Annotated in this window: 15 protein-coding genes; 7 read left to right on the top strand and 8 right to left on the bottom strand. The window is 62.4% G+C overall.

Annotation, left to right across the window (positions count from 1 at the left end; all coding sequences use genetic code 11):
- Positions 1-35: 35 nt before the first annotated feature.
- From AC1AYD_RS05610 to AC1AYD_RS05620, 3 genes are all read left to right on the top strand, one after another.
- Positions 36-1199 (top strand): ATP-binding protein, encoded by a 1164-nt coding sequence (locus tag AC1AYD_RS05610; RefSeq protein WP_476544811.1) that lies wholly within the window; start codon positions 36-38, stop codon positions 1197-1199.
- A gap of 63 nt (positions 1200-1262) precedes the next feature.
- Entirely contained in the window at positions 1263-2195 is a 933-nt protein-coding gene (locus AC1AYD_RS05615; protein WP_476532668.1) for a LysR family transcriptional regulator, read from the top strand.
- Between the two features lie 88 nt (positions 2196-2283).
- Positions 2284-3543 (top strand): MalY/PatB family protein, encoded by a 1260-nt coding sequence (locus AC1AYD_RS05620; RefSeq protein ID WP_476532669.1) that lies wholly within the window; start codon positions 2284-2286, stop codon positions 3541-3543.
- A 61-nt stretch (positions 3544-3604) separates the two neighbouring features.
- Here the strand turns inward: AC1AYD_RS05620 and AC1AYD_RS05625 are convergent, their stop codons facing one another.
- Entirely contained in the window at positions 3605-4834 is a 1230-nt protein-coding gene (locus AC1AYD_RS05625; RefSeq protein ID WP_476532670.1) for a trans-sulfuration enzyme family protein, read from the bottom strand.
- A gap of 179 nt (positions 4835-5013) precedes the next feature.
- On the opposite strand from AC1AYD_RS05625, the gene AC1AYD_RS05630 reads away from it, so the two are divergent.
- Positions 5014-5676 (top strand): alpha/beta hydrolase, encoded by a 663-nt coding sequence (locus AC1AYD_RS05630; protein ID WP_476532671.1) that lies wholly within the window; start codon positions 5014-5016, stop codon positions 5674-5676.
- Positions 5677-5719: 43 nt separating this feature from the next.
- Here AC1AYD_RS05630 and AC1AYD_RS05635 read toward each other — a convergent pair whose 3' ends face one another.
- The gene (locus tag AC1AYD_RS05635) at positions 5720-8071 is read right to left on the bottom strand and encodes a GTP-binding protein (RefSeq protein WP_476532672.1); all 2352 of its coding nucleotides are present in this window, start codon (positions 8069-8071) and stop codon (positions 5720-5722) included.
- 684 nt (positions 8072-8755) lie between these two features.
- Between AC1AYD_RS05635 and AC1AYD_RS05640 the strand changes: the two genes are divergently transcribed.
- The 3 genes from AC1AYD_RS05640 (at position 8756) to AC1AYD_RS05650 (ending at position 12355) form a co-directional block, all read left to right on the top strand.
- Positions 8756-9496: a 3'-5' exonuclease gene (locus AC1AYD_RS05640; RefSeq protein WP_476532673.1), complete on the top strand. Its 741-nt coding sequence runs from the start codon at positions 8756-8758 to the stop codon at positions 9494-9496.
- Positions 9497-9629: 133 nt separating this feature from the next.
- Positions 9630-9986 (top strand): hypothetical protein, encoded by a 357-nt coding sequence (locus AC1AYD_RS05645; protein WP_476532674.1) that lies wholly within the window; start codon positions 9630-9632, stop codon positions 9984-9986.
- A 146-nt stretch (positions 9987-10132) separates the two neighbouring features.
- Complete coding sequence (locus tag AC1AYD_RS05650) at positions 10133-12355, top strand: M13 family metallopeptidase (RefSeq protein ID WP_476532675.1); 2223 nt, start codon at positions 10133-10135, stop codon at positions 12353-12355.
- Between the two features lie 118 nt (positions 12356-12473).
- Here the strand turns inward: AC1AYD_RS05650 and AC1AYD_RS05655 are convergent, their stop codons facing one another.
- The 6 genes from AC1AYD_RS05655 to AC1AYD_RS05680 all read right to left on the bottom strand — a co-directional run bounded on the left by AC1AYD_RS05655 (position 12474) and on the right by AC1AYD_RS05680 (position 24835).
- Entirely contained in the window at positions 12474-14738 is a 2265-nt protein-coding gene (locus AC1AYD_RS05655) for a tetratricopeptide repeat protein (RefSeq protein ID WP_476544812.1), read from the bottom strand.
- A gap of 31 nt (positions 14739-14769) precedes the next feature.
- Positions 14770-16407, bottom strand: coding sequence for a YobI family P-loop NTPase (locus AC1AYD_RS05660; protein WP_476532677.1), 1638 nt, complete (start codon positions 16405-16407; stop codon positions 14770-14772).
- A gap of 818 nt (positions 16408-17225) precedes the next feature.
- Positions 17226-17555, bottom strand: coding sequence for a HigA family addiction module antitoxin (locus AC1AYD_RS05665; RefSeq protein ID WP_476532678.1), 330 nt, complete (start codon positions 17553-17555; stop codon positions 17226-17228).
- 112 nt (positions 17556-17667) lie between these two features.
- Complete coding sequence (locus tag AC1AYD_RS05670) at positions 17668-18426, bottom strand: single-stranded DNA-binding protein (protein WP_476532679.1); 759 nt, start codon at positions 18424-18426, stop codon at positions 17668-17670.
- Positions 18427-19199: 773 nt separating this feature from the next.
- Positions 19200-22358 carry an OmpL47-type beta-barrel domain-containing protein gene (locus AC1AYD_RS05675; RefSeq protein WP_476532680.1) on the bottom strand — a complete coding sequence of 1053 codons (3159 nt, stop codon included), beginning with the start codon at positions 22356-22358 and terminating at the stop codon, positions 19200-19202.
- A gap of 56 nt (positions 22359-22414) precedes the next feature.
- Positions 22415-24835, bottom strand: coding sequence for a beta-L-arabinofuranosidase (locus AC1AYD_RS05680; protein ID WP_476532681.1), 2421 nt, complete (start codon positions 24833-24835; stop codon positions 22415-22417).
- Positions 24836-25091 lie beyond the last annotated feature (256 nt).

Raw genomic sequence — 25091 nt, forward strand, 5'->3', positions numbered from 1 at the left:
CGGCAATCGACGAACCTGCAGGAAAGGCATCAGCGATGATTCCACGCACGCTTACGGCACGCGCCCGCCAGATGGCGACATGGTTCCCCGTGGTATCGGTCATGGGCCCAAGGCAAAGCGGCAAATCCACGCTGCTCCGCCATGCGTTCCCCGATTACGACTATCTCAATCTGGAGACCAGGAACATCCGGACAGGCGCACAGGAGGATCCGGTCGGATTCATCCGATCCCGCCCCTCGCATCTGCTCATCGACAAAGCACAATACGCTCCCGACCTGTTCCCGGAGATCCAGGCCGCATCCGATGAACGACATGACATGGGCCAATATCTCCTGTCCGGTTCCCAGAATTTTCTCATGCTCAAGCATGTGGACGAATCACTGGCCGGCAGGGTCGGCATCATGCAGCTGCTGCCGTTGAGCTATGCCGAAGCCACTCAGGCCAACCCCTCGCTTACCGTCGACGCGTTCATGTTCCGCGGCGGATACCCTCACCTGTACGAGGTGGACATCCCCGAATCCGTGTATTACCGCAGCTACATCACCACCTACATACAGCGCGACGTGGCGGATATCCTCGACGTACGCAACCTGCAATCGTTCCGCACGTTTCTGCGCCTGTGCGCGCAGAGCGCCGGTCAGCTCGTCAATTTCAGCAAACTGGGGGCGGAAGCCGGTGTCAGCAGTAAAACCGCGAAGGCGTGGCTATCCATTCTCACATCCAGCTACATCGTTTTCCTGCTAGCACCATACGCGTCGAACGCGCGCAAACGTCTGATCAAGACACCGAAACTCTACTTCCACGACACCGGACTGCTGAATTACCTGCTCGGCATCGACAGCGCGGAGACGCTCATCCATCATCCACAACGCGGCGAAGTGTTCGAGAACCTCATCATCGGGGAGACCATCAAACGGTACTTCAACGCGGACAAGGAGCCTCACCTGTTCTTCTACCGCGACGCCAACGGCGTGGAGATCGACCTCATGGACATGACCGACGCCCTGCATCCGCGGCTCATCGAAATCAAATCCGGACAGACGGCTCGCGACGATTTCTGCAAGAACCTCACGCCCGTGGGAGACGGACTCGGCATCCCGCCGGAACAGCGTTCCGTGGTCTATCGTGGAGATGTGGATTTCCGAGGGAAGCACGCCTCGTTCATTTCCGCACGCACCTATCTGACGAACGAAAACTAGCCGACGGCATCACCCATTCCACGCACCGCATCATCCACCCACCCTCAACGAATCGAGTCGCTTATGACGGAACTGAACCCGCAGTCGCTGGTCACCCTGTGGCAGATCGAACGCTACGGTTCGTTCTCGGCCACGGCGAAGGCGCTCGGCTGGTCGCAGCCGGCGATCAGCCAGCAGGTCAAGAAGCTCGAGACGCAGTGCGGCACGACGCTGGTGGAACGCACGTCGCACGGCGTGCGATTGACGGCTACGGGCGCAATGCTCGCCCGTCACGGCGAGTCGATCGCGGAACGGCTCGAACACGCCTCGCGCGAACTCGAGGACTACCGCGAGCGCCGCTACTCGCACCTGTCGCTGATCGCCCCGCCGTCGATCTGTTCGACAATCGCGGCGCGCACGGTGGTCAAGCTGGGCATGTTCACCGACGTGAAGCTGAGCCTCACGCAGATGGAGCCGCCGGAGGCGATCGTGCAGGTGTCGCGCGGCAAGGCGGACGCGGCGGCCGTGTTCCGCTACAGTTCCATCCCGTCGTTCCTCCCGTTGGGCGACGATCTCACGTTCCATTCGCTCGGCTCGGATCCGCTGCGTCTGCTCGTGCGCCGGTCGAGCGACGTGGCGCGCCGCTACGAGGAGGACCGCAAGCCGGTCTCGCTGGCGGCCGCGAAGGACGAGTCGTGGATCGCCGGTTGCCCGACCTGCCGCGCGAATCTCGTCAAACTCGCCTCGCGCGCCGGCTTCACGCCGGACGTCGTCCATACGACGGACGACTACTGGGCGACGCAGAATCTGGTCGAAGTGGGCATGGGAGTCTCGCTCGTACCCGAACTGGACACGCACATCAATCTGGGCGAGGACCTGGTCGCCTGCCCGATCGCCGACGATTACGCGACGCGCGAAGTGGGTGTGGTGACGCGCGCCGGCGACCATCGTCCGGCGGTGGACGCGTTGGTGCGCGAGATGCAGCGTACGGCGGTCACGTATCTGACCGCGCAGTGACTCGCGATAAGCAAATGGACGGGCGTCATTACGATTTCGTGGTGCCGCGGCGTTGAGCGGCGATGCCGTCGCGCGGACAATGGACGCCATGAGCATGACTGGCACCATCATCGACGAAACCATCATCACCGAAACCGCCGGCTGCGCCGCCGCCACGCCGGCGTTCGACGCGGCGGCGATCGACGCGCTCACGGCGGACGACCTCGTGCGCATCGGCTCGGACAAGTGGACGCGATTCCCGGGCGCGATCGGCGCGTTCATCGCGGAAATGGACTTCGGTCTCGCGCCGTGCGTCGCACGCGCGATCGCCGACGCGGCGACGCGCGGCGCGACCGGCTACCTGTCGGACCCGTTGAAGCGCGAGGTGGCGCGCGCGTGCGCCGCATGGCAGCTGCGTTACGACTGGAACGTCGACCCGGCGGTCATCCGCACCGTGCCGGACGTGATGGAGGCGTATGAGGTCTTCCTGAACGAGATCGTCGGCGAGGGACATTCGATCGTCGTGCCGACGCCCGCGTACATGCCGTTCCTGAGCGTGCCGGGACTGTGCGGCGTCGACGTGATAGAGATTCCGATGCTGCGCGACGGCGACGACGACGGCAGCGGCGCGGGATGGCTGTTCGATTTCGACGCGATCGAACGCGCGTTCGAGGACGGCTGCCACGCGTTCGTGCTGTGCAACCCGCACAATCCGATCGGCAAGGTGCTGACGCGCGACGAGATGCTGCGGCTGTCCGCGCTCGCCGAGCGGTACGACGTGCGTATCTTCTCCGACGAGATCCATGCGCCGTTCGTCTACGATGGCGCGCGGCACGTGCCGTTCGCGTCGATCGACGGGCGCACGGCGATGCAGGCGTTCACGGCGACGAGCGCTTCGAAGGCGTTCAACATCGCCGGCACGAAATGCGCGCAGGTGATCCTCACGAATCCGGCGGATATGGCGATGTGGCTCCGCGACGCGGAGATGTCCGAGCATCAGACGGCCACGATCGGCGCGTTCGCGGCGGTCGCCGCCTACGACGGCGGCTCGGAGTGGCTGGACGGCGTGCTCGATTATCTGAAAGGCAATTTCGACGTGGTCGATGCCGCGATGCGCGGGCGTCTCTCGGCGGTGCGGTATGCACGGCCGCAGGGCACGTACATCGCGTGGCTCGACTTCTCGCCGCTCGGGCTCGACGACCCGGCGGGGTATTTCCTGGAGCGCGCGCACGTGGCGCTCACCGACGGACGAGAATGCGGCAAGGCCGGGCGCGGCTGCGTGCGGTTCAACGTCGCGATGCCGCGCCCGCTGCTCGTCGAGGCGTTCGACCGCATGGCGGCCGCGCTTGAGGAGGATGGGCTGATCTGAAGGGATCGGCTGTGCCTTACGCAGGCCTTACGCGGGGCCCTACACGGGCCCTACGCAGGCCTTACGCGAGGACGCCGGCGGTGAGTTCGCTGAAGACGTCGGCACCGGCGTGGCGCTTGATGTAGCGGTCGTAGGCGATGTCGAACGCCTGGCCGAGATCCTCGATCAGGTCGGCCGCATCCTCGATGCCGACGGACAGGCGCACCAGCTCGTCGGTGATGCCGACCTTGAGACGCTCCTCACGCGGCAGTTCGAAATGCGTCATGCGACACGGAAGCTCCGCGAGACTTTCGACCGCGCCGAGCGAGACGGCCAGACGGAAGATGTGCAGGTTGTCGAGCACGTCGGCCGGATCGACGCCCGGCACGACCTCGAAGCTCAGGACGCCGCCCGCACCCTTGAGGCCCTTGGCGGCGAGCTCCGCCTCGTTGCCGGGAAGACCCGGGTAGTGGACGGTCTTCACGAGCGGATGCGCGAGCAGGTACTGGGCGATGGCCTTCGCGTTCGCCTGCTGACGGTCCATGCGCAGGGCGAGCGTCTGGATGCCGCGGCGCACCGCGTCGCATTCGGCCGGCGCGAGCACGCCGCCGAAACGGTTCTGCGCGAAGTAGATCTGCTGGCCGATCTTCTCGCCGAGCGTGACCACGAGACCCGCGTTCACATCGGAATGGCCGGCGAGATACTTGGTGGCGGAGTGGAGGACCACGTCGGCACCCAGATCGAGCGGACGCTGCAGGTACGGGGTGACGAACGTGTTGTCGACGATCACCTTCGTGCCGTAGCGGTGCGCGATGTTCGCGATGCCGCGCACGTCGTTCACGTCGAGCAGCGGGTTGGTGAGCACCTCGAAGTAGACGGCCTTCGCGGCCTCGCGGCCCTCCGCGACGTCGCCGGCGATCGCCTTCTCCAGCGCCTTGTAGTCATGCGTGTCAGCCGTGACGAACTCGAGGCCGCGGTCGGCGAAGTACTCGTGGAACATCGAATAGGTGCCGCCGTAGATGTTCTTGCCGACGACGATGCGGTCGCCCGGCTTGAACACGCTCAGCACGGCGTGGATGGCGGCCAGGCCGGACGCGAACGCGAAACCGCGCGCGCCGTGCTCGAGCTGCGCGATCTGGTTCTCCAGGAACTCACGGGTCGGGTTGCCGCTGCGCGCGTAATCATAGCGGGGCATGGACTCGACCTTCTCAAAGGCATATGTCGTGGAGTTGTAGATCGGCGGGTTCACGGCTCCGGTGGAGTTGTCTCCGAGCGGCAGTCCGTGGACGAGCTGAGTGTTGAACCTGGTCATTGCGCACCCCCTATCGTGTTGCGTGTTGCGCTTACGCGTTGCTTTGGCATCGGCATGAGGCCGTTCCCCATGCGGCTGGTACCGAGCATAACCAACGTCGTCCGGAAAACATACGGCGTTGCTATACGCCTTCCTTATGAGGTGTTATCGCACTGACATCCCGGCCTACACTGGGAGGCATGAAGATCACGAAGGCTTTGACGCGTCTGAACGGTTCCTCCGGCTCCCCCGTGTTCGTGCTGCTGCACGGATGGGGGTCCAACGAATACGATCTGCCCGACCTGCTGCGCTACTGCGGCGCGGGTTCCGCCGACTACGCAAGCCTCAGGGCCCCGATTCCCTACGGCATGGGCGGCACCTGGTTCGGCGACTGGGCGCATGAGGGCGTGCCGGAGGGCGAATCCCTGACCCGTCAGGCGAAGGAGGCGGCGCAGGCGATCGACGATTGGGTGCACGAGAACATCCCCGCCGACCGCACGGTCGTCACGATGGGCTTCTCGCAGGGCGGCCTGCTCGCCGCGCACATGCTCCGCTTCGACCCGACGCGCTATGCGGCGGCCGTCAGCTTCTCCGGCTGGCTCGCCCCCGGCGACCTGCCCGGCGACGCGACGCTCGCAGGCGCGGGTGCGGATGCGAAGCCGCCGGTCTTCTACGGCCATGGCGCGATCGACGACATCTTCCCCAAGTCGGATGTGGCGGCGATGAGCGCGTTCTGGCGCACGCACGGCACGCTCGACGAGCACGTGTACCCGGGCATGGCACATTCCATCAACATGGACGAGCTGCGCGACGTGCAGCGGTTCCTCGAGCGGCACGGGTTCGTGCGGCCGCAGATCTGGTAGTGCGGGAGCCTGACAAGGAATCCTGAAAGGGGTCTAAAGGGGTCTACAGGGAAGTCGCATAGTCGACGTGGGCAAACTCCGGCACCTTGTACCACTTGACCGGGTAGCCGGCGCCGTGCGCGCAGAACACCGAATCGGGCGTGTTCTCCAAGTCGGATTCCGGATCGTACGCGGCCTCCTCGATCACGCGCGCCGCGTCATGGCACGGCTTGTAGCCGCCGAACGTCGCGGAGAACCGACCGCGGCCATGCGTGTACGCGTTCACGTCCATCGCGTAGTCGCGCATCTCGCTCACCGGCGCCTCGCCTTCGACGACCGCATAGTCGCCGTCATCCGCGGGCGCCTCGAACGTGCCGGACATGCGCTGGATGTCGGCCATCGCACGCCCAATCATATCGGACGGCACTTCGAGACGGAACCGGTACCACGGTTCCAGCAGCACGCAGTTGCCCGGGTCGGCGGCGACGGTTTTCACCATGGCGGCGACGTCGCGGTCGCCGGCCGTCGCCTCGTTCGTCTTCGTACCGGAATCGCCGCGGGTCTTGCCGTTCTCGCCGCCGTTCGTTTCGTCCTCCTCCGGCAGCTCGTATGCGGGCCGCGCCGTATCCTCGCCGATGACCGGGCGGCCGGTCACGCCGGCGCGCGCCTCCATCAGCCCCTGCCGGATCGCACGGTAGGTGGCCTGCCGGAAGTCGCCGCCCTCCGTGTGCTTCAGGTGCGCACGGGCGGCGACGAGCGTCATCTTCACGTCCGCAAGCGGCGAGCCGGTGAGCACGCCCAAGTGCTCGCGTTCGGTCAGATGCGTGAGGATGAGCCGCTGCCAGTTGCGGTCGAGCTCGTTGACGCTCAACGCGGACGCCACCGTGATGCCGCTGCCCGGCTCGCCCGGTTCGAGCAGGATGTGCGCCTCCGCGTAATGGCGCAGCGGTTCGAAATGGCCGACGCCTTCGATGGGCTTGGTGATGGTCTCACGGTAGAGGATCGAGCCGGGGCCGAACGCCACGTCGAGACCGAACCGGTCGTGCAGGGTCTGCTGGATGATCTCGAGCTGCACGGCGCCCATCAGCTGCACGTGGAGCTCCTGCAGCCGTTCCACCCACACGACGTGGAGCAGCGGATCCTCGTCCTCGAGTTCGCGCAGCGCGGCGATCACCTTGTGCAGGGTGAGGTCGTCGAAGCGCGGGGTCGGGGCGGCAGAATTGGCAGCGTCCCTTTCCTCGTCCGTGGCCGCCGCGCCGACGGTGCCGACGGCACCGGTCGTTTTGCCGTCGCCGGCGGCGTCCGGCGGCAGGACCGTGTAGGTGAGGACCGGCTGCATCTCGGGGCTGCCCGCCGCCGGTTCCGCGCCGAGCCCGGCACCGGGAAACGTGCGTTCGAGACCGGTGACCGCGCACACCGCGCCGGCCGGCAGTTCGGTGGCGATTTCGAAGCGCGCGCCGTTGTAGACGCGCACCTGGTCGATCTTCTCGGGAGTGGATTCGGCCGCGCCGCCATGGTCACTATCACCGTCGCCATCGCCGAGCGCGACCATCGACTTGGCCTTGAGCGTGCCGCCGGTCACGCGCAGCCAGGTGAGCCGGTTGTGCTTGTCATCATGCGAGATCTTGAACACGCGCGCGCCGAACGCGTCCGGCCACGCGGTCTCGCGCGTGTACGCGTCGAGCGAGTCGAGGAACTCCTTCACACCGTCGAGCTTCAACGCGGAGCCGAAGCTCACGGGGAACAGCTCGCGCCGCGCGATCATGCCACGCAACGTGCCGACGGTCAGCGTGCCGGTCTCGAGGTATTCATCCATCGCGGATTCGTCGAGCGTGGCGATGTCCTCGGCGGCGTCACCGAGGTCGATGGGGGTGGTGTCGGGAACGCCGGCGGGGACACCGTCCGGAACGCCGTCGCCGACAGAGTCGCCGCCGTCCGCACCGGGCAGCGGCAGCGGGTACACGCCGTCGCCGAGCCGGCGACGCAGGTCGGCGAGCGCCGTATCGCGGTCGAATCCGGCGGCGTCGCATTTGTTGACGAAGATGAACGTGGGCACGTGGTATCGGGCGAGGAGTCGCCAGAGGGTTTCGGTGTGACCTTGTACGCCGTCGGTGCCGGAGACGACGAGGATCGCGTAGTCGAGGGCGCGCAGCACGCGTTCGGTTTCGGCGGCGAAGTCGACGTGGCCGGGGGTGTCGAGCAGGGTGAGTTTCAGGTCGCCGTAGTCGACGAGCGCCTGATGCGCGGAGATGGTGATGCCGCGCGCTTTTTCGAGACTGTCGGTGTCGAGGAAGGCGTCGCCGTGGTCGACGCGGCCGAGTTTGCGGATCTCGCCGGTGCGGTAGAGCAGCGCTTCGGAGAGTGTGGTCTTGCCGGCGTCCACATGCGCCACGATTCCCGCCACGATCCGTTTCATTGCCCGCCTTTCGCCTTGGCCGTCTCCGTTTGCGCGTCGCATGCCGCCGGTGACGGCGGTGCGACATTCCAACTATAGGAGCCACCGCATCACGGTGCCTGCCGTCGAGGCCATACGGCCCGGATAGCGCTGGATAATGTGTATGGTTCAGAGGCGAATGTGCATGGCCGAGGGGCCAACCTGCGTGGTTTCGGCACGAACGTGCATGATTCCGTGGCGAACGTGTAGACCGATGGAGGCAACCTGCATGGTGTGGTGCTGAAGAGCGGTGCCCGCGCATCGGCAGACGAAATCCAGACTGGCGGAATTCCGGGCTTTTGCATGGACGAATTCCCCACCAATACGGCGTTCTTCAGCGCCGCACCCCACACATTCGTCCCGACGACCTGCACAAAGCCCCCGAAATCATGCACGTTGCGGCCAGAACCATACAGGTTATGTCTTGAACCGTGCACATTCGACGCATAAGCCGCATAAGCCGGCGGCGACGACCTCCGCGACACGCGGCACCGACGCGAACCGGTGCGGATGTTCCGTGTCCCGGTGGCTCGTCTACCATGGAGTGCGCATGACGGGCCGTTAGTTGATGGATGGCCCACGACTGTGCAGGCGTGCGTGATGACGTGAACGGCCTGCCCAGTGCATACGACTTGATGAATACGACCTTGTGAGTAAGGAGCAGCCGTGACCGTTTCCGGCACCACCGTTTCCGACCAGCAGTCCGATCTCGAGACCGTCGCCTCCTCCCGTGTGGCGGGCTTCCCGTCCGATTACGTGGCGCTCGACTTGGAGACGACCGGTTTCTACCCGAACAGCTGCGCGATCACGGAGATCGGCGCGGTGCGCGTGCGCGACCGTCGCATCGTGGACCGTTTCCAGCGTCTGGTGAACCCGTTGCGCCCGATTCCGGCGGCGGTGGTGAAGCTCACCGGCATCACCGACGACATGGTCGCCGGCCTCGACCCGATCGACCATGTACTGCCCGAGTTCGTCGCCTGGCTCGCGCAGGGCGCGGATGACAGCTCGGAGAACACCGCATCCGGCAACGCGTCCGGTGTCGCCGTGGCGGAGCCGCTGATCGGCCACAACATCCGCTTCGATCTGAGCTTCCTCGACTGGAACGCCCGCAAGGTGCTGGACGGCCCGTTCTCCTGCGTGGATTTCGATACGATGCAGATCAGCCGCGCGCTGTTCGCGCGCGAGCGTCATCACCGTCTGCTTGATCTGATCCAGCGCTTCGACATCGCCGAGAACGAGGAGCATCGCGCGTTGAGCGATGCGATTCAGACGCAGCAGTGCTTCGAGTGGATGCGCAAGTACGTGGACCGTCACGCGGGCCATGGCGATTTCGGTGACATCGATTGGAAGACGGTGCCGACGAAGAACAACGACGCGATCCTCAACCGCCAGATCGTCCTCCTGTAACAGGCGTCCCAAGGCTTCATCTGCTGTTCACCTTCCGTACCGGCCTGCATCTCCGCCGGTACGTAGTCCCATGGGATAGTGAAAGTACGCACGAAGTCGGTGCGGCAACGACAAAGACGAAGGAGCGTGTCTCATGGGATGGGGAGCAGGTAAGTCGATTACGGTGGCGTTCACGCAGCAGCCGAAGGAGGTGTTCGACGCGTTCGCCCAGTTGAGCCAGTCGTTGAAGGGCTTCAAGCCGGGCACGGTCGATCCGGGTTCGTGGACGGTCACCTTCGTCAAGGGCATCAGCCTCGCCTCGTGGGGTGAGAAGGCGGTCGCGCAGGTGACGCAGGGCCAGGACGGCCGCACGTGGGTCACGGTCACGTCGAAGCTCGATTTCGGTTTCGCCGACCACGGAAGGAACAAGAAGAACGTGAACGAGATCGTCGAGGCCGCTGCCGCGCGTCTCGGCCAGGCCGACGTCGTCAAGCCGCTCGGCAAGGCCTGACATCCGCCAATCCCTTGTACCGCGCGCTCTTGCCTCCCTCTGACGAGGGAGGTGGCGCGCAGCTCCGGAGGGAGAGACCCCGCCTCGAATTCCCGGCAAGGGACCCCGCCCAAGCCCCGGCGGGAGGAACGACTACTGTGGTGAGCATGAGTGAAACATCTGTGGCCGGCAAGTCCGGCATCGACCCGGCGTCGTTCTCCGGCGTCGTCAAGCCTTCCGACGATTTGTTCCGTTACGTGAACGGTCCGTGGATCGACACGTACCGTCTGCCCGACGACCGTTCCCGCTACGGCTCGTTCGACAAGCTCGCCGAGGATGCGGAGAACCAGATCCGCGACATCCTCGAGGACGAGGATGCGAACGCGGCCGGCGACGTGGCGGCCATCGCCGCGCCGGCCGCGAAGTCGCGCGCCCTGTACCGTTCGTTCCTCGATACGGATGCGATCGAGGCGGCCGGCATCGCGCCGATCCGCCCGGCGCTCGACATCATCGACGCCGTGACGAGCAAGGCCGGGATGACGCGCGCGCTCGGCGAGCTCAATGCCGAGGGCGGCTCGGACATCCTCGGCGTCGCCGTCTACGGCGATCCGGGCGACCCGGACCACAACATCCTGCACATCGAGCAGGCCGGTCTGCTGCTGCCGGATGAGGCGTACTACCGTGAGGACCATTACGCGCCGGTGCGCGAGGCGTATGTGCGCATGGTCGCCACCCAGCTTGTGAACGCCGGCTACGCGCCGGCCGCCGAGGACAATCCGAACGTCGACGACGAGATTCCGACGCACGGCGACGTCTCCGACGAGGATGCCGTCGACACCGACGAGACGCCGATTCCGACGCCGAGCGAGACCGCCCTCGACATGGCCCGCCGCTTCCTCGACGTAGAGACGCGGATTGCCGCGAACCATTGGGACAACGTGGCGACGCGCGACTCGGTGAAGACCTACAATCCCACCGATTTCGCCGATCTGGCCGCGATGCTCAAGCACTTCGACATCGGTGCGTGGATCGACGCCTGCCAGGCCGGTTACGACGCCAAGCCCGCGGCGAGCGTGCAGCCGCTCGACTTCCGCGCGATCTTCGGCCGCGTGATCGTGCACGAGCCGAGCTTCCTGACGGGACTCGACGCGTTCTGGGAGGCCGCCGACCTGGAGGACCTCAAGCTGTGGGCGCGCGTCCACATGATCGTCGGCGCGGCCTCCTACCTGTCGCATGAGTTCGACAGGACGAACTTCGACTTCTTCGGCAAGGTGTTGTCCGGCCAGAAGCAGCAGCGCGCGCGTTGGAAGCGCGGCGTGAGCATGGTCAACGGCGTCTGCGGCGAGGACGTGGGACGCGAGTATGTGAAGCGCCACTTCCCGGAAAGCTCGAAGCGCCGCATGGAGCAGCTGGTCGCGAACCTGATCGACGCGTACCGCGTGTCCATCACGAACTCGGATTGGCTGGGCGAGGACACGAAGGCAAAGGCGTTGGAGAAGCTCTCCAAGTTCACGCCGAAGATCGGCTACACGAACCACTGGCGCGACTATGCGGCGCTGGACGTGCACGAAGATGCGGTGTTCGCCGACAACATGAAGGCCGTGGCCCTGTACGTGATGGGCTACGAGCTGGGCAAGGCCGGCAAGCCGGTCGACAAGGACGAGTGGCTGATGAACCCGCAGACGGTGAACGCCTACTACGAGCCGACGATGAACGTGATCGTGTTCCCGGCGGCGATCCTGCAGCCCCCGTTCTTCGACCCGGAGGCGGAGGATGCGGCCAACTACGGCGGCATCGGCGCGGTAATCGGCCACGAGATCGGTCACGGCTTCGACGATCAGGGCGCGCAGTACGACGGCGACGGCAAGCTCAACGACTGGTGGACCGCGGAGGACAAGGCGAACTTCGAGCAGCGCACGAAGGCGCTGATCGAGCAGTACAACGCGTTCGTACCCCGCCAGCTGGCCGAGAAGTACGCGGACGAGCCGGATAAGGCCCCGCATGTGAACGGCGCGCTGACGATCGGCGAGAACATCGGCGATCTGGGCGGCGTGAACATCGCGTTGAAGGCGTATGCGTTCGCGCTGGACAAGGCCGCGGGACGCCCGGAGGATGGTTCCGCCGCGGCGATTTCGGCATCGCTCGACACCGCGCCGGAGCTCGACGGCTTCACCGGCCTGCAGCGCTTCTTCCTGAGTTACGCCTCGATCTGGCGCACCAAGAACCGCGACGAGCTCGCCGAACAATACCTCCAGATCGACCCCCACTCCCCCGCCGAATGCCGCACCAACGGCATCGTGCGCAACGTGGACCTCTTCTACAAGGCCTTCGACGTAAAGCCGGGCGACAAGATGTACCTCGCGCCGGAGTCACGCGTGCGCATCTGGTAAGGTGAAACAACATCCTACGAGCATCTGCCTTCTCTGTGGTTGATGGCTCTTCCTCAAGAGCCATCAACCACAGACCAACTAAGGGACATCTAGTCACACTAAGCAGCAAATAATAAAGCTACTTTATACAACGCTTTACATCGGCCCTAACCGAGTCCCTCTCCTTGCGATATTGGTCTGTATCTTCAAATTGATTATATAACGCTAGAGATTCCTGAAATCTTTTAACGGCAAGGTAAGGTCTGTCGTTAGCATAAATAAGCCCGAGGTTATGCAAAATTTGAGCATCCAAGGGCCCATATGCACGAATATCACTCTCAACAATCAAGGAACGAAGGCGGTGAGCCTTCTCGAAATAGTCACGCGCTGAATCAATTCTGTAGCAAGAGCCGGAGATGAGAGAAGTTGCATACACAGCCCCCAAAGCATTTAAAATGAAAGGTTGCACAAATGAACCTGCATATATATTGCTGCTCCTCAAATCAATCGCCTCCCTCTCCTCAAGAGCTTCACGCAAAACAGACTCCGCATCCCTAAGATATTTGAACTGCGAATCCCGCGCATCCCTCATCTTATCTATTATTTTTCCTGTATTTCTATTCTTCAGCTCACTCAACTCGAATCCAACACGTGAAACAGTTTCCAGCGAGTCGGCATATCGCAAATAAACCATACCTAAATTATATTTAGTCCAAACAATATTCGAATGACTATCACCACCATTCTCACGGAGTTTTAAAGCTTCATCTAACGCTTCTTTCGCATCATTATTTTCACCCGATAAGCAATACGTTACACCCAAATCATTTAGAGTCCATGCAAGCTTAAGCATATACTGTTTGTTACCCTTGGAACAAAGTTTTCTATATATCCCCTCAGCTTCAACAAACTCTTCCTTAGCCAATTCATAATTCCCAATATCCCTGTATAACACCCCTAAATCATTACACGACCAAGCATAATCCAACTGCCCCTGCTCACCATGATCCACTTTTAATTCATTTCTGATTGCTTTTGCCTTTTTTAGCACCGACTCTGCTTTTTTAAATTCCCCCTTACGACGCAACAAAACACCATAATTATTAAGCACCCAAGCAGCCACGGGGAAGTCACCCTTATTGACCATTACATTCCATATTCTCTTCTTTTCTTCAAAATTAATCGATAAGCAATCAAGACATTTCGTAAATAAATCCTCAGATTTTGAAAATAGACCAGCATTCCTAAGATTGACCGCATCACCACATAATTGCCTTACATACTTTTCCTTTATAGAGGAGTGCAGCGGCGACAATGCCTTCAACAGCACCCGAATAATCGATTTCTTACGACCGACCTCCGAATATTCCATCTCACCATCACCTTGTCCATAAATAAATGAGGAATGATCTCTCATTACGTTAAAATCAATTAACGATGACTCAATTTTTTCTATACTCCATCCCGGAATTTGTTCATGGAATTGAGTTACGACACTTTCCTGAACATCATCATCCAGTTCGGGAAAAATAGATTTAAGACGCTTAAACCATTTTCCCTGTCTTGCCATTCCAACCAGTCGGTCATCAATATCTTTTAGCGCATGCAAATCATCTGCCAGTGGTTTAAGTTGTTCTTTAAAATCATCAATCTCTTTTACTAAGAAATGATTAAGCACTCTAATCACTACGCTTTTATACACATCATCATGTGAAAGTGATTTTATCAAATCAGCATTAGCTGCAACCTGATGCCCAAGTTCCAGAGCGAAGCCGTAATAGAATTTAATTGATTGAATATCCGTTTCGGAAAGTGGAATATCCCATACATCTTCCTTACATTCATCCGACGACTCAACCATCTCTCCTGCATATACCGGGTCAACATATTTTGACGTTGGTTCCATCACAAGCCATGCACATGGAGTTAAATCACCCTCCCAATCAATTAAATATAATGGATACCGTGCACTAAAATATTTCCTCAAGACGCAGTCGCATATATAATTTGGCCACAGTGCTAATTGGTCTATATTTTCATCGCTGAGAGCTACTAGGTCACTTTCATCACTATAAACATATGTCGCAATTAATTCTCTGAAGGAAACACCCTTTTCAAAGGGCTCCTTATTACTTATAATATCCTCCACAAGTCTTGGATACACAACACGAATAACACATGCCGCAAGACATTCATTCGCATCAAACCAGTCTTCGGCCATCCCGATTCTTTTTTTGACGTTTTCACCACTTTCCATATTGAATGATTCATAGATTCGTCGCTCAACCAATGCATAACAATTACATATATCAACCCATATACGATAATCGGGAAAATACTGGGCCGTCAATCTGAGTAATTCTTTATCAAATTTCTTAATCCAATCAGCAAATTCAACGCACACTATTTACCCCTTTCATTATTACGCAATCCTATTACTTTCTATTTTGCAACAAATCTTTCAGCACTGCCCTACCCGTATAGGTTGATATGAATGGACGAATATATATATTGGCATCAAAGAATTTGGCTTTGCTTTCAGCTGTTTCGTATGGGGAACCAAAGGCCGAGGCGAAGTTGTCGTCACCCATGACGTAGATGAAGGTGACGGTTTGGTTGTGCATTTGGGTTGATGAGTTGATGAGCATGTTGAGCTCTCGTAGCTCATAGAAGATGTTCATGTCGTCGGCGCGGTCGAGATCTTCGAACACCACATAGCGGATGTTCGCCTTCTCCAGCAGGAAGATGATCTCGTCAAGATACTTGTCAAAGTAGTCGAGGTTGGCCTTGTTGTCCTCATACGATAGTGAGACGCCTTCCGCGGCGGCCTGGACCTTCGAGAGACGCAGCCGGTCTTTCAACGCAAAAGACAGGCAACAGACGATGACCACAATCACCACTGCATTGAATAGCCACGGGCTCTTCCACCAACGATCAGGCTCTTTGGTAAAGCCAAGCACACCTTCAAGTGTTGGTTTGCTTTGCGATATCCATACGAAGAACACCAATAAAGCACAACCCAATGCCGGAACAGTGGCCAAAGACAGATTCTCACGTAGAGAGCGCCGCGAGCGCAGACGATGGAAATGCGACAGGTCGACGATACGCGGAGCGATGCTGTAAATCAGCTGCTTGACGACTTCCCGTTGGATATCAAGGGTCTTGGCACTGTGCTCTTGCGCAGAACCGCCGTCCTTTTCAAGTGGATGGACTTCCACCACCACGTGATCGGCTTGATATCGCATCGTTTTATCGTTCGCTGCAGGCGCTGGACTATCCGCCGGCTTTGTATTCTCTGCTTCTTTGGAAGCTGTACTGCGTGACGAATCAGCCCCATCGCCCTTGAACTGCTCAGCACTCGAATTCTCTTGTCGGCAAAGCAGCAGTGAAGATACTTTAATGTAGCCTGGTATGGTTGCAGCTTTCATACGCCGTATGACAAAAGTCATACTACCGATTCCTATAGCTATAACAACTAATCCTAGAATCAGCAGCGGAATGGTTATAAACCAGTATTCAGATTCATGACCAGAATATGCAACAGTTTTAAATACCCAGTAATCTCTAATTGGCATAATCAGGATTGGAATTGTTGCAATAACACCCAAACCGACTACAACACCTATACAGACAACTACGTCACTAAGAAATTGTTCCAGCTTACTCCAAAATGGGATACGACCCGACCAGATTGGCAATCGTTTATTTACCCAATTCTCGAACCAATCCGATACATACAAACTGGGAATCCCCAGCTTGGTCAACCAGCGGAATTCGTAGCGGACGTAGCGTTCGAAGCCTTGAACGATGCTGCTTTTGCCGGTGCCGTAGCCGCCCAATAGGGCGACGTTGCGCGGCAGGCCGGCGTAGGCGTCGTCTATCGCATCGTCCGCTGCAGCCGAGCCTTCGGCAGGGCTGCTCTTTTTGTCGTGCTTCACCAGATCGGGATTGCATGCGTCGTATAACGTGCGGGCGTAGGTGCCGTGACGCTGTTCCTCGAAACGTGGCATCAACCGTCGTAATGGCACGCCCGTTCTGCCGACGCGGCTCTTGCCCTTTTCCTGTCCTCCCATTGACATGCCCTTCTTCGCCCACACGCCCCTGCGCGTCCGCGAAACATGTGCTCCATCATACGCGCCGTTCGGCTGCCGGGCGGGATTCCGACCAGGGCGCCATGTCATTTCACGCCCCGTCTCGCCTCGTTTTTCTCCTTCTGCCTTCCGCCTTCCGCTTTTCGCCCTCCACACCGGGAACCGTGCCACACTACGGGTCGGCGCGGGAAGTGTGGCACGAGAAGTGCGCCACACTTGCGCCGAAAACGCTGTACGGGCGTTGCGTGGCTTGCCACACCGCGCATTCTCGCGTTTTTCATGCCACGCAACGCGGATTCGGCGGATTCGAGGATTATGCGGCACGGCGCGATGCCACGCTACAGAGAAACGGAGCTATTCGCGCTTGTGTGGCACGGTTTTCGACCGATATCGCGCCACGCAAGCGCGAATCACGCGCAATGGCCGTTGCGCGGCACACGACCGTACCACGCAACGGTCCAGGACGGCTTGCGTGGCACTGGGACGCGGGAAACAGAGCGGCGGAACGTCAACTATGCCCCGAGACATGCGTAAATCACCCACTGAGAACGGCTATGGGTAACGGGACGGCCGGTAGTGCTGTCCCATCAGGTAGGTCGCGGAGTGACAGTGTATGCCGCGACGAACGCCCAGTCACTTGACCCCCCTCAGTCCGGCTTTGCCGGACAGCTCCTGCGCAATTCCGGACGGCCTTCGGCCGGCCTTATGTTTGCTCACTGTCGTTCGCCTTCGCCTACAAACGCCTCTGGCGCTTGCTTCACGGCTCAGCCTTAAGGGGGAGCAGAATGAGAAGCACCGCACTACTGCTGTTCGGAGACGAGCGGCTGTTCGGGAACCAGCGGCTGGATGTTCTCCACCGTGGAGGGGTCGAAGGTGAAGATCTCGTAGTCGCGCTGGAGGTTCATCCAGAATTCAGCGGAGGTGTTGAGCGCCTTGCCGAGCCGGTGGGCCATCGCCACGCTGATGCCGCGCTTGCCTTTGATGATCTCCCCCACCGCGGTCTCGGAGACACCGATCGCCTTGGCAAGCCGATAGTTGCTGATGCCCAGCGGCTCCAGGAACTCCTCCTTGAGAATCTCGCCAGGGGTGGCGAACAAGTCCCTCCTGCTGGTAGTCGTCGAAGTAGACATCTTCAACCCTCCTCTGCACGGCACGATCCATCTAATACTATCGTCATCCGTTAGTATCGTCAAACGTTAGTAGTGTGGGGCGGCGGGGTGTGCGCCGCCCCACACGATGGCGTTACATTGCGGGGTCGCCGAAGTCGTCGGGCTCGTCCGGTTCGCCCATTTCGCCGGTGGCGGGGTCGACGGCGGCGGTTGCGGCGTCGGCGGCCATGCCGCCTGCCACGGCAGCGCCGTCAGCACCGCTTGCCGCGGCGTCGGTGTCAGTCGCCGCGGCTGCGATGCCGGCACCACCCTCCCCCACGCCATCCGTGTCGATGACGACGCCGGTCACGGAAGCCGGGTTCGGTGGAATCGCGGGGTTCAGCGGGTTCGCCGGAGCGCCGTTCGCGGGCGGAACCATACCGCCCGCGGTGCCCGGCGCGCCGACAGCCACGCCGCCAGCCCCGGCCACACCGGCACCAGCCGTTCCGCCGTCCGCGCCGGCACCGGCGTTCACGCCGGGCTGCCGGCGCGAGAGGCGGGCGAACGTGGCGACACCCTGACTCAGGTCCGGCCCGACGGCGGCGGCGTCGATGACGGGCGTCATGCGGTCGACGCCTTCCTTCTGCCAGCGTTCGGTGCGCATCGTACCGGTCACGATCACGGGGTCGCCTTTGCCCAGCGATCCGAGAATGTTCTTCGCGAGTCCGCGGTAGGCGCACACGCTCACCCACGTGGTGTCACGGTCGCGCCACTGCCCCGCGCCCTGGTCGAAGAAACGCGGGGTCACGCCCAGACGGAACGAGCATGCGGGGACGTTCGCGTTCGTATTGAAGGAGACGGGATTCGCCCCGAGATTGCCGGTGACGGTCACCAGCGCTTGTTGGATGCCCATGTGAGGTCCTTTCCGGCCGGCTGGTCGGCCGGCGCTGCATCGTTGCGGTTTTGCGGTTCTGGACCGGGGAATCGGGCGACGACGCCGATTCCCCGGTGGTTCCAGCGTGCGTCATCGCGCGGGTGCGTCGCCAGTGCGACGGGACGATGTGGATAGAGCCCCGGAGTCCGAGCGTGTTGTGGATAACGTGTGGATGGAGAGGGAGTTATCCACAATTTCGCGGGAGTATGCGCGGATGGGCGGGGATATGAGAATGGAGGGATGCGTGAGGATATGGATGATTACGCGACGATGTGGCTTGGCGTGCGATGTTGCGGTTTGCGGGTGGACTACCCCTCAGTCGGCTTCGCCGACAGCTCCCCTGACAAGGGGAGCCGAAGCACTTTCAGGCACCGCCTCAATGCCGGGCTGCGCAGGTTCCTTGACAAGGGGAGCCGAGAATACGAGAAAGGCCGCCGCATCCACCAAGATGCGGCGGCCTTTGGGTTGGGCCGATACCCCCTCAGTCCGCTTCGCGGACAGCTCCCCCTGAAAGGGGGAGCAAGGGAATTGCATGCGCCGTGAGGCGCATTCCGTTTCTCTGCGCCCCCTTTAGGGGGAGCTGGCGGCCGGAGGCCGACTGAGGGGGTTGGACGGGAGGATTCCGTATGGTGGGTCTCCCGCGGTTCGGTACCCCCTCAGTCCGGCTGCGGCGGACAGCTCCCCCTGGAAGGGGGAGCGCAAGAGGATTGCATGCGCCGTAGGCGCATTCCGTTTCCCCGGGATCCGGGCGCTTACTGGCGCTTGCGGTAGAGGGCGGTGGTGGTGCCGGCGGCGGCCAGCAGGAGGGTCAGAGCGGCGAGGGTGGCGACGGCGCTGCCGGTCTTGGAGAGCGCGGTGCCCTTGTTGCCGGTGTTGCCCTTGCCGGCGTTGCTGCCGGAGTTGCCAGCGCCGTTACCGGAGCCGGCGTTGCCGTTGTTGCCAGCGTTGCCGTTGCCGTTGTTGTTGCCCGGGTTGGAAGGCGTGGGGGCCTTCTTCTCCAGACCGGCGAGCGCCTTGGTGAGCGCGTCCTTGGCGTCGGACACCTGCTTCGCGGTGGCGGACTCGTCGCCGAGCACGTCATTGGCGGCGGCGACGGCCGCGTCGAGGAGCTTGAGCGACTTGTCGGTGTACTGGCTGCGGTCGATCGCGGCGGCCTTGGCGACCTCGGCCTGGAGCGCGGACTTGTCCACCGGCTTCTGCTCAGGCTCGGTAGCGGCCTCAAGACCCAGGATGGCCTTGACCAGCGCGGTCTGCGCGTCGGTCACCTGATCCTGCGTGGCGGCGTCGTTGTCAAGCACGGCCTGCGCGGAAGCGAGCGCGTCGGCGAGCGCCTTCCAGGTCTCCGGCGTGTAGTCGGATTCCTTGAGGTTCTTCGCGTTGACCGCGTCGACCGTGGCCTTGAGGCCGTCCTTGACCACCGGGGTCGGGGTCGGCTCGACGACCTTCTCGAGGCCGGCGACCGCTTCGACCAGCTTCTGCTGGGCGTCGGTCACCTGCGCCTGGGTGGCGTCGACGTTGTCGAGGACCTTCTGGGCGGCGGCGAGCGCATCGGCAAGCGCCTTCCAGCTTTCGGCCGTGTACGCGGACTTGTCGAGCTTGTTCGCGACTTCGACGGAGACCTTGAGTCCGGACTTGTCGACGGTGGGCTTCTGCTCGACCGGCTTCAGTCCGGCGACGGCATCGGCGAGCGCGGACTGCGCGGCGTCGACCTGGGCCTGCGTGGCGGAGTCGTCGGCGAGGACCTTCTGCGCGGAGGTGAGGGCGGCGGCGAACGTCTTCCACGTGTCGGACGTGTACGCGGACTGGTTCAGCTTGCCGGCGAGTTCGACGGCGGCCTTGAGTCCGGCCTTGTCGACCGGGACCGGCTTGGCGGCGACGGTCACTTCGACGCTGGCGGACTTGGTCGTGTCGGCGGTGGATGTGGCGGTGATGGTCGCCTTGCCGGCGGCCACGGCGGTCACGTTGCCGTCCTTGTCGACGGTGGCGACCTTCTCGTCGGAGGACTTCCACGTGACGGTGGTCGCGGCGTCGCCGGTCACCTTCACGTCGGCGGTGAGCTTAGCGGCATCGCCCTCGGTGAGCGCGAGCTTGCCGTCCTTCACGCCGTCACCGGCGATCGCGACGGAGTCGACGGACGGTTCCGGTGCGACGGCCTCGCCCTTGCCGAGGTTGATGTTGGCGTAGTTGGACTCGTTGCCGGCGGCGTCCTGCGCGTAGAAGTGCACGTAGGTGTCGTGGTCGGCGGAGAGCTGCACCTTGATCTTGTCGGCGTCCACGTAGGTGCCCCACATGGTGTTCTCGTTGGACTTCGGGTTGCTGGACGGACCGGTGGAGTAGAGCACACGGGTCACGCCGGAGCCCTTGGCGCCGTCGTCGGCGGTGAGGGAGACGACCACGTCGTTGCCGTTCTTGCTGTCCTGCTTGGCGGTGACCTTCGGCGCGTTGGTGTCGACCTTGATGGTCTGAGAGGCTTCGCGGACGTTGCCGTTCTCGTCGGTGGCGCGGGCGGAGACGGTCACTTCGCCCTGCTCGGTCACGGAGACCGGGCCGATGCCGGCGGTCCACTCACCGTCGCCGATCTTGTATTCGACGGTCTTGATCGGCACGGTGGAGACACCGCGCAGCGCGGTGATCGTGAACTTCGGCGTGGTGGTGTACCAGCCGGAGCCGGGGGCCGCGGAGTCGAAGTCGATGGAGACGATCGGCTTGGCGTTCGGGTCGGACGGGGCGACGACGAAGAACATGCCGGACGCCTTGACGCCATCAACGCCTTCGATCGCGCCGGAGACCTCGCCCATCTGCTCGGCCTCGGCGTAGTCGGCGGCCGGGATCTCGTCCCAGGTCACCTTGTGGCCGGATTCGACGGAGCCGTCGGCGTAGGTGAGGGCGACCGTGTCCTGCAGGACCGGCTTGACCTTCGGTGTGGTGACGGTGGAGACGTATTCGGCGTCGGTCACCTCGGTGTTCAGCTGGTCGTAGACGCCGATCGTGGCGGTCACCTGACCGGCCTCGACCTTGATGCCGTCATAGGTGCCGGCCTTGGTCGCGCCCTTGACTTCCGCGGTGGTGCCGGCGGTCGCGTAGGCATCGGCCGGAACGGCCTCCCACGTGACGGGCACCTTGAGGCTCGGGCCGTCCTCCGGGGTCACCCACACTTCGGCGGGCAGCTTGGAGGTCGGGTCGACGCCGGGCGTGGTGCGCACGGCGACCTGCTGCGTGTATTCGAAGGCGTCCGGATCGCCCGGGTCGACGGGCAGGGCGGCGCTGGTGCCGAGCACCTGCCACTCGGTGACGGTGATGCCCTTGTTGTCGTTGGCTTGCTTGTTGACGACGAGGCGCAGCGACTTGGTGGTCACCTGATCGAAGGTGTACGTGTACGGGCCGTAGACCGGGTTGGACGCGTCGAGCTGGTCGTCGGTCGGGAACGTCTTGTCGACCTTGAGGTTCGGCACGGTCTCGTACTTGCCGGAGTCGGCGTTCAGGTATTCGATGGAGACGCTCTTCGGCAGCGGCACGCCGCCGTCACCGGTCTTCACGTTCGTCCAGTAGTAGCCGACGGACTTGGAGGTGGTCACGTCGCGGTTCCACGTGTACGTGGCGGTCTCGTGGTCGGAGGTGTTGCCCCACGTGCCCCAGCCGCCGTAGCTGGCGTTGCCGTCGATGCTGCCGTCGTTGATGGCGGCGGTCGAGTTCCAGCCGGTCACGTAGCTGACGGACACGTCAGGTGCGTTGTCGTTGCCTTTTTCCGTGTTGAGGGCGACGTTCGTCTCCGCGGGAGCCGGATCGTCGGCCGCGCTGGCCGGTGCGGCGAATGCGCCGCCGGCCAGCAGCGTCGCGGCGGCGACGGCGAACGCGGCGAAGCGTTTCGCCAGTCCCGCCTTCGCGGCCGTTGCAGTGCTTGCGATGGTCATGGATGATGCTTTCTCTTGAAGTGATGTCTGTGATGATTGCGTGGATTGCGGCGGGGTCAGCTCATCTTGGCACGGCCGGCGGCGAGGAGGATCGCCTGGCGGTCACGGCTGGAGAGGAGTCCCTCGTCCTGGTAGGTCTTGGTGACCTCCTGGACCTTCTTGACGAAGGCGGTGCGGTTCGCGAACGGCGCGGCGGCCCAGATGTCGTCCATCAAGGTGCTTTCGCTGCGGTCCTTCGCGGCCGGGCGCTTCGGGTTCCTCACGTCGGTGAGACGCCCCGCGAACCCCACGTAGTCGTCCTTGCGCTGGAAGTACATGTGGTACGGGGTGTTGTCGCCGTTGTAGGCGGGCTCGAACTCGTCGCCGTCGATGATGAAGTAGTTGGCGGCGCCTTCCTTCTTCTGCACGCCGAGCTTGATCGTGCCGTCCAGTCCGTTGCGCTCGTAGAAGCCGCGCTGGATGAACTTGGTGGACGGGTTGAGCGCGTTGAGCAGCGTCGGGCCGTAGAACAGCGCCTGGATGTCCTTGCGGTCGTCGGTCGACTCGGTGCGCAGCTGCAGCGGGATGGTGACGACGATCTTGTCGCCGGCCTTCCAGTCACCTTCCACGGTGGCGTATTCGCCGGCCTTGACGCCGTCGACGGCCTTGCCGTTCACCGCGATCGTCGCGCCCTTGCTCCAGGCGGGGATGCGGATGCGGAAGGTGACCTTGCTCGTCGGCGTCGCGGTGACGGCGAGCGTCGAGGTCTCCTCTTCCGGGTAGTTGGTCTCCTGGGAGAGCTTCAGCCCCGTGTCCGCCCAGTCGAGCGTGGATGGCGTGAACAGGTTGACGTACAGCTCCTTGTTGTCGGCCGAGTGGAAGTAGATGGAGTCCTGGTACTTCGTGTGGCTCTCCAACGCGGTGCCGCCGCAGCAGGTGCCGACGTTGCCGTCGCCGTATTCCTTCTGGGTGGCGGGGTTCACCGGGTACATGTAGCAGTTGCCCGGGGTGAATCCGGTCGTCGCATCCTGCGTGGGGTTGTGCAGGTCGCGCGACTTGCCGCCGAGGATGTGGTTGAGGATCGTGCGCTCGTAGTAGTCCATGTAGGCGGGCTTGTGGTCGATGAAGAACAGGCAACGGGCGATCTTGAGCATGTTGTACGCGGCGCAGGATTCGGCGTTGCGCTTGCCGATGTCGCCGGCCACGGTGTGCGCCGGACCCCACATCTCGCCTTCGCCGGTGCCGCCGTGCGCGTACATGCGGCCGGGCACGATCATGCCCCAGAAGCCTTCGACGGCCTTGAGGTAGCGCTTGCGGTCCGCCTCCTTGATGTCCGCGTCGGCCATGGCCGCGTCCTTCGCGTAGCCGACGAACTGCGGGATGTGCTGGTTGGCGTGCAGGTTGTTGAGGATGTCGACGCCTGCGCCGCAGTTGTCGATCAGCTTGTCGGTGTCGAAGAACTTCGAGGCCTTGAGGAACTCGTCGCGGTTCTTGTCCTTGGACACGTTGTACAGGTCGACGAGCGAGTCGTTCATGCCGCCGTATTCGCCGCCGATGTAGATGTCCCACATCTTCTGCAGCTGGCTCTTCGTGCACTTGCTCAGACGCGAATAGGTCCAGTGGCCGATGCCTTCGGCCAGGTCGAGCGCGTCCTCGTTGCCCGCGTACTCGTAGCAGGCGATCAGGCCGGCGAGGATCTTGTGCTCGGTGTACCAAGGCGCCCAGATCTCGCCGTAGGGGGCGTACTCCTCCAGCGCCTTGAACTGCCATTCGCCGTAGGCGGCGAGGAAGCCCGGGTGCGAGTAGCGGGCCTTGCCGTTGTAGGTCATCTTGCGCAGCGCGTCGCGACATTCCACGAGTCCGGCGATGAGCGCGTTGATCTTGTTGAGGATCGCCTCTTCGCCGCTTTCCGCGTACGCCTGGGCGAGCATCGTCATCGCATGGCCGGCGTAGTGGCCGCGCAGCAGGCCGTCGGCGCCGTTCTTGTTCTGGCCGCGCGTGTACTCGTCCGCGCCCCACTGCTGCTCCTTGGCCTTGTCGACGGAGCCGTTGGGGAAGTTCTCCCAGCCGCCGGCGGGTTCGGCGCCCTTTGTATCGAGGCCGGCCTGCGCGCGGAAGCATGTGAGCATGCGGTCGATCGGGTAGTAGCGGGCGAAGTTGAGCAGGTCGTCCTTGGCGCGCTCGAACACGCCGCCGGTCACGGCGACGCTTCTCAGCGGGAACGGCTGCACGTCCCAGCCGGGAAGCGCCGGCGAATCGGTGATGTTGGCCACGGCCTTGGTGGTGCGCTGCGCGGCGGGCACGGTCACGCCGCCATTGCCGCCGGCGTTCGTCGCCGCACCGGCCGCGCCCGTGGCGGACGGGGCCGCCTGTGCCTGCGTGGTGCCTACTCCCAGTGCGCTCGCCACGGCGATGGTGCCGCCGATGGCGGCCGCGCCGGCGAGCACGGCGCGACGTGAGATGCCGGTCGTCGCCGTTGCTTCTTCTGTCGAACTCATCTTGCTCCTTCATTGGATGCCGGCGCGTCCATACGCCGGCGTTGGTGTCATGCGAGGGCGTCGACATGGCGGGAAGAAGACGCGAAGAAGCGTCCGTCCGAGGCGACGGCGGCCGTTCCCGTTGGTGGTGCGTCCCCTGTCTGTTGTCTTGTTCGGGGCGGAAACGATCGTCGTCTTCCCTGACTGGCTCCTGCGCCGGCTCCTTCCTCCGTATCGGCTCCGCGGCCTCCTTTGCCGCGGCACCCTTGCTGTGCAC

It is taken from the genome of Bifidobacterium sp. LH_426, assembly GCF_056356875.1.

Bases quoted from the DNA above. Each gene is read 5' to 3' on its own strand.
- AC1AYD_RS05610 (WP_476544811.1), top strand. From the start codon at position 36: ATGATTCCACGCACGCTTACGGCACGCGCCCGCCAGATGGCGACATGG.
- AC1AYD_RS05615 (WP_476532668.1), top strand. From the start codon at position 1,263: ATGACGGAACTGAACCCGCAGTCGCTGGTCACCCTGTGGCAGATCGAA.
- AC1AYD_RS05620 (WP_476532669.1), top strand. From the start codon at position 2,284: ATGAGCATGACTGGCACCATCATCGACGAAACCATCATCACCGAAACC.
- AC1AYD_RS05625 (WP_476532670.1), bottom strand. From the start codon at position 4,834: ATGACCAGGTTCAACACTCAGCTCGTCCACGGACTGCCGCTCGGAGAC.
- AC1AYD_RS05630 (WP_476532671.1), top strand. From the start codon at position 5,014: ATGAAGATCACGAAGGCTTTGACGCGTCTGAACGGTTCCTCCGGCTCC.
- AC1AYD_RS05635 (WP_476532672.1), bottom strand. From the start codon at position 8,071: ATGAAACGGATCGTGGCGGGAATCGTGGCGCATGTGGACGCCGGCAAG.
- AC1AYD_RS05645 (WP_476532674.1), top strand. From the start codon at position 9,630: ATGGGATGGGGAGCAGGTAAGTCGATTACGGTGGCGTTCACGCAGCAG.
- AC1AYD_RS05650 (WP_476532675.1), top strand. From the start codon at position 10,133: ATGAGTGAAACATCTGTGGCCGGCAAGTCCGGCATCGACCCGGCGTCG.
- AC1AYD_RS05660 (WP_476532677.1), bottom strand. From the start codon at position 16,407: ATGGGAGGACAGGAAAAGGGCAAGAGCCGCGTCGGCAGAACGGGCGTG.
- AC1AYD_RS05665 (WP_476532678.1), bottom strand. From the start codon at position 17,555: ATGTCTACTTCGACGACTACCAGCAGGAGGGACTTGTTCGCCACCCCT.
- AC1AYD_RS05670 (WP_476532679.1), bottom strand. From the start codon at position 18,426: ATGGGCATCCAACAAGCGCTGGTGACCGTCACCGGCAATCTCGGGGCG.
- AC1AYD_RS05675 (WP_476532680.1), bottom strand. From the start codon at position 22,358: ATGACCATCGCAAGCACTGCAACGGCCGCGAAGGCGGGACTGGCGAAA.
- AC1AYD_RS05680 (WP_476532681.1), bottom strand. From the start codon at position 24,835: ATGAGTTCGACAGAAGAAGCAACGGCGACGACCGGCATCTCACGTCGC.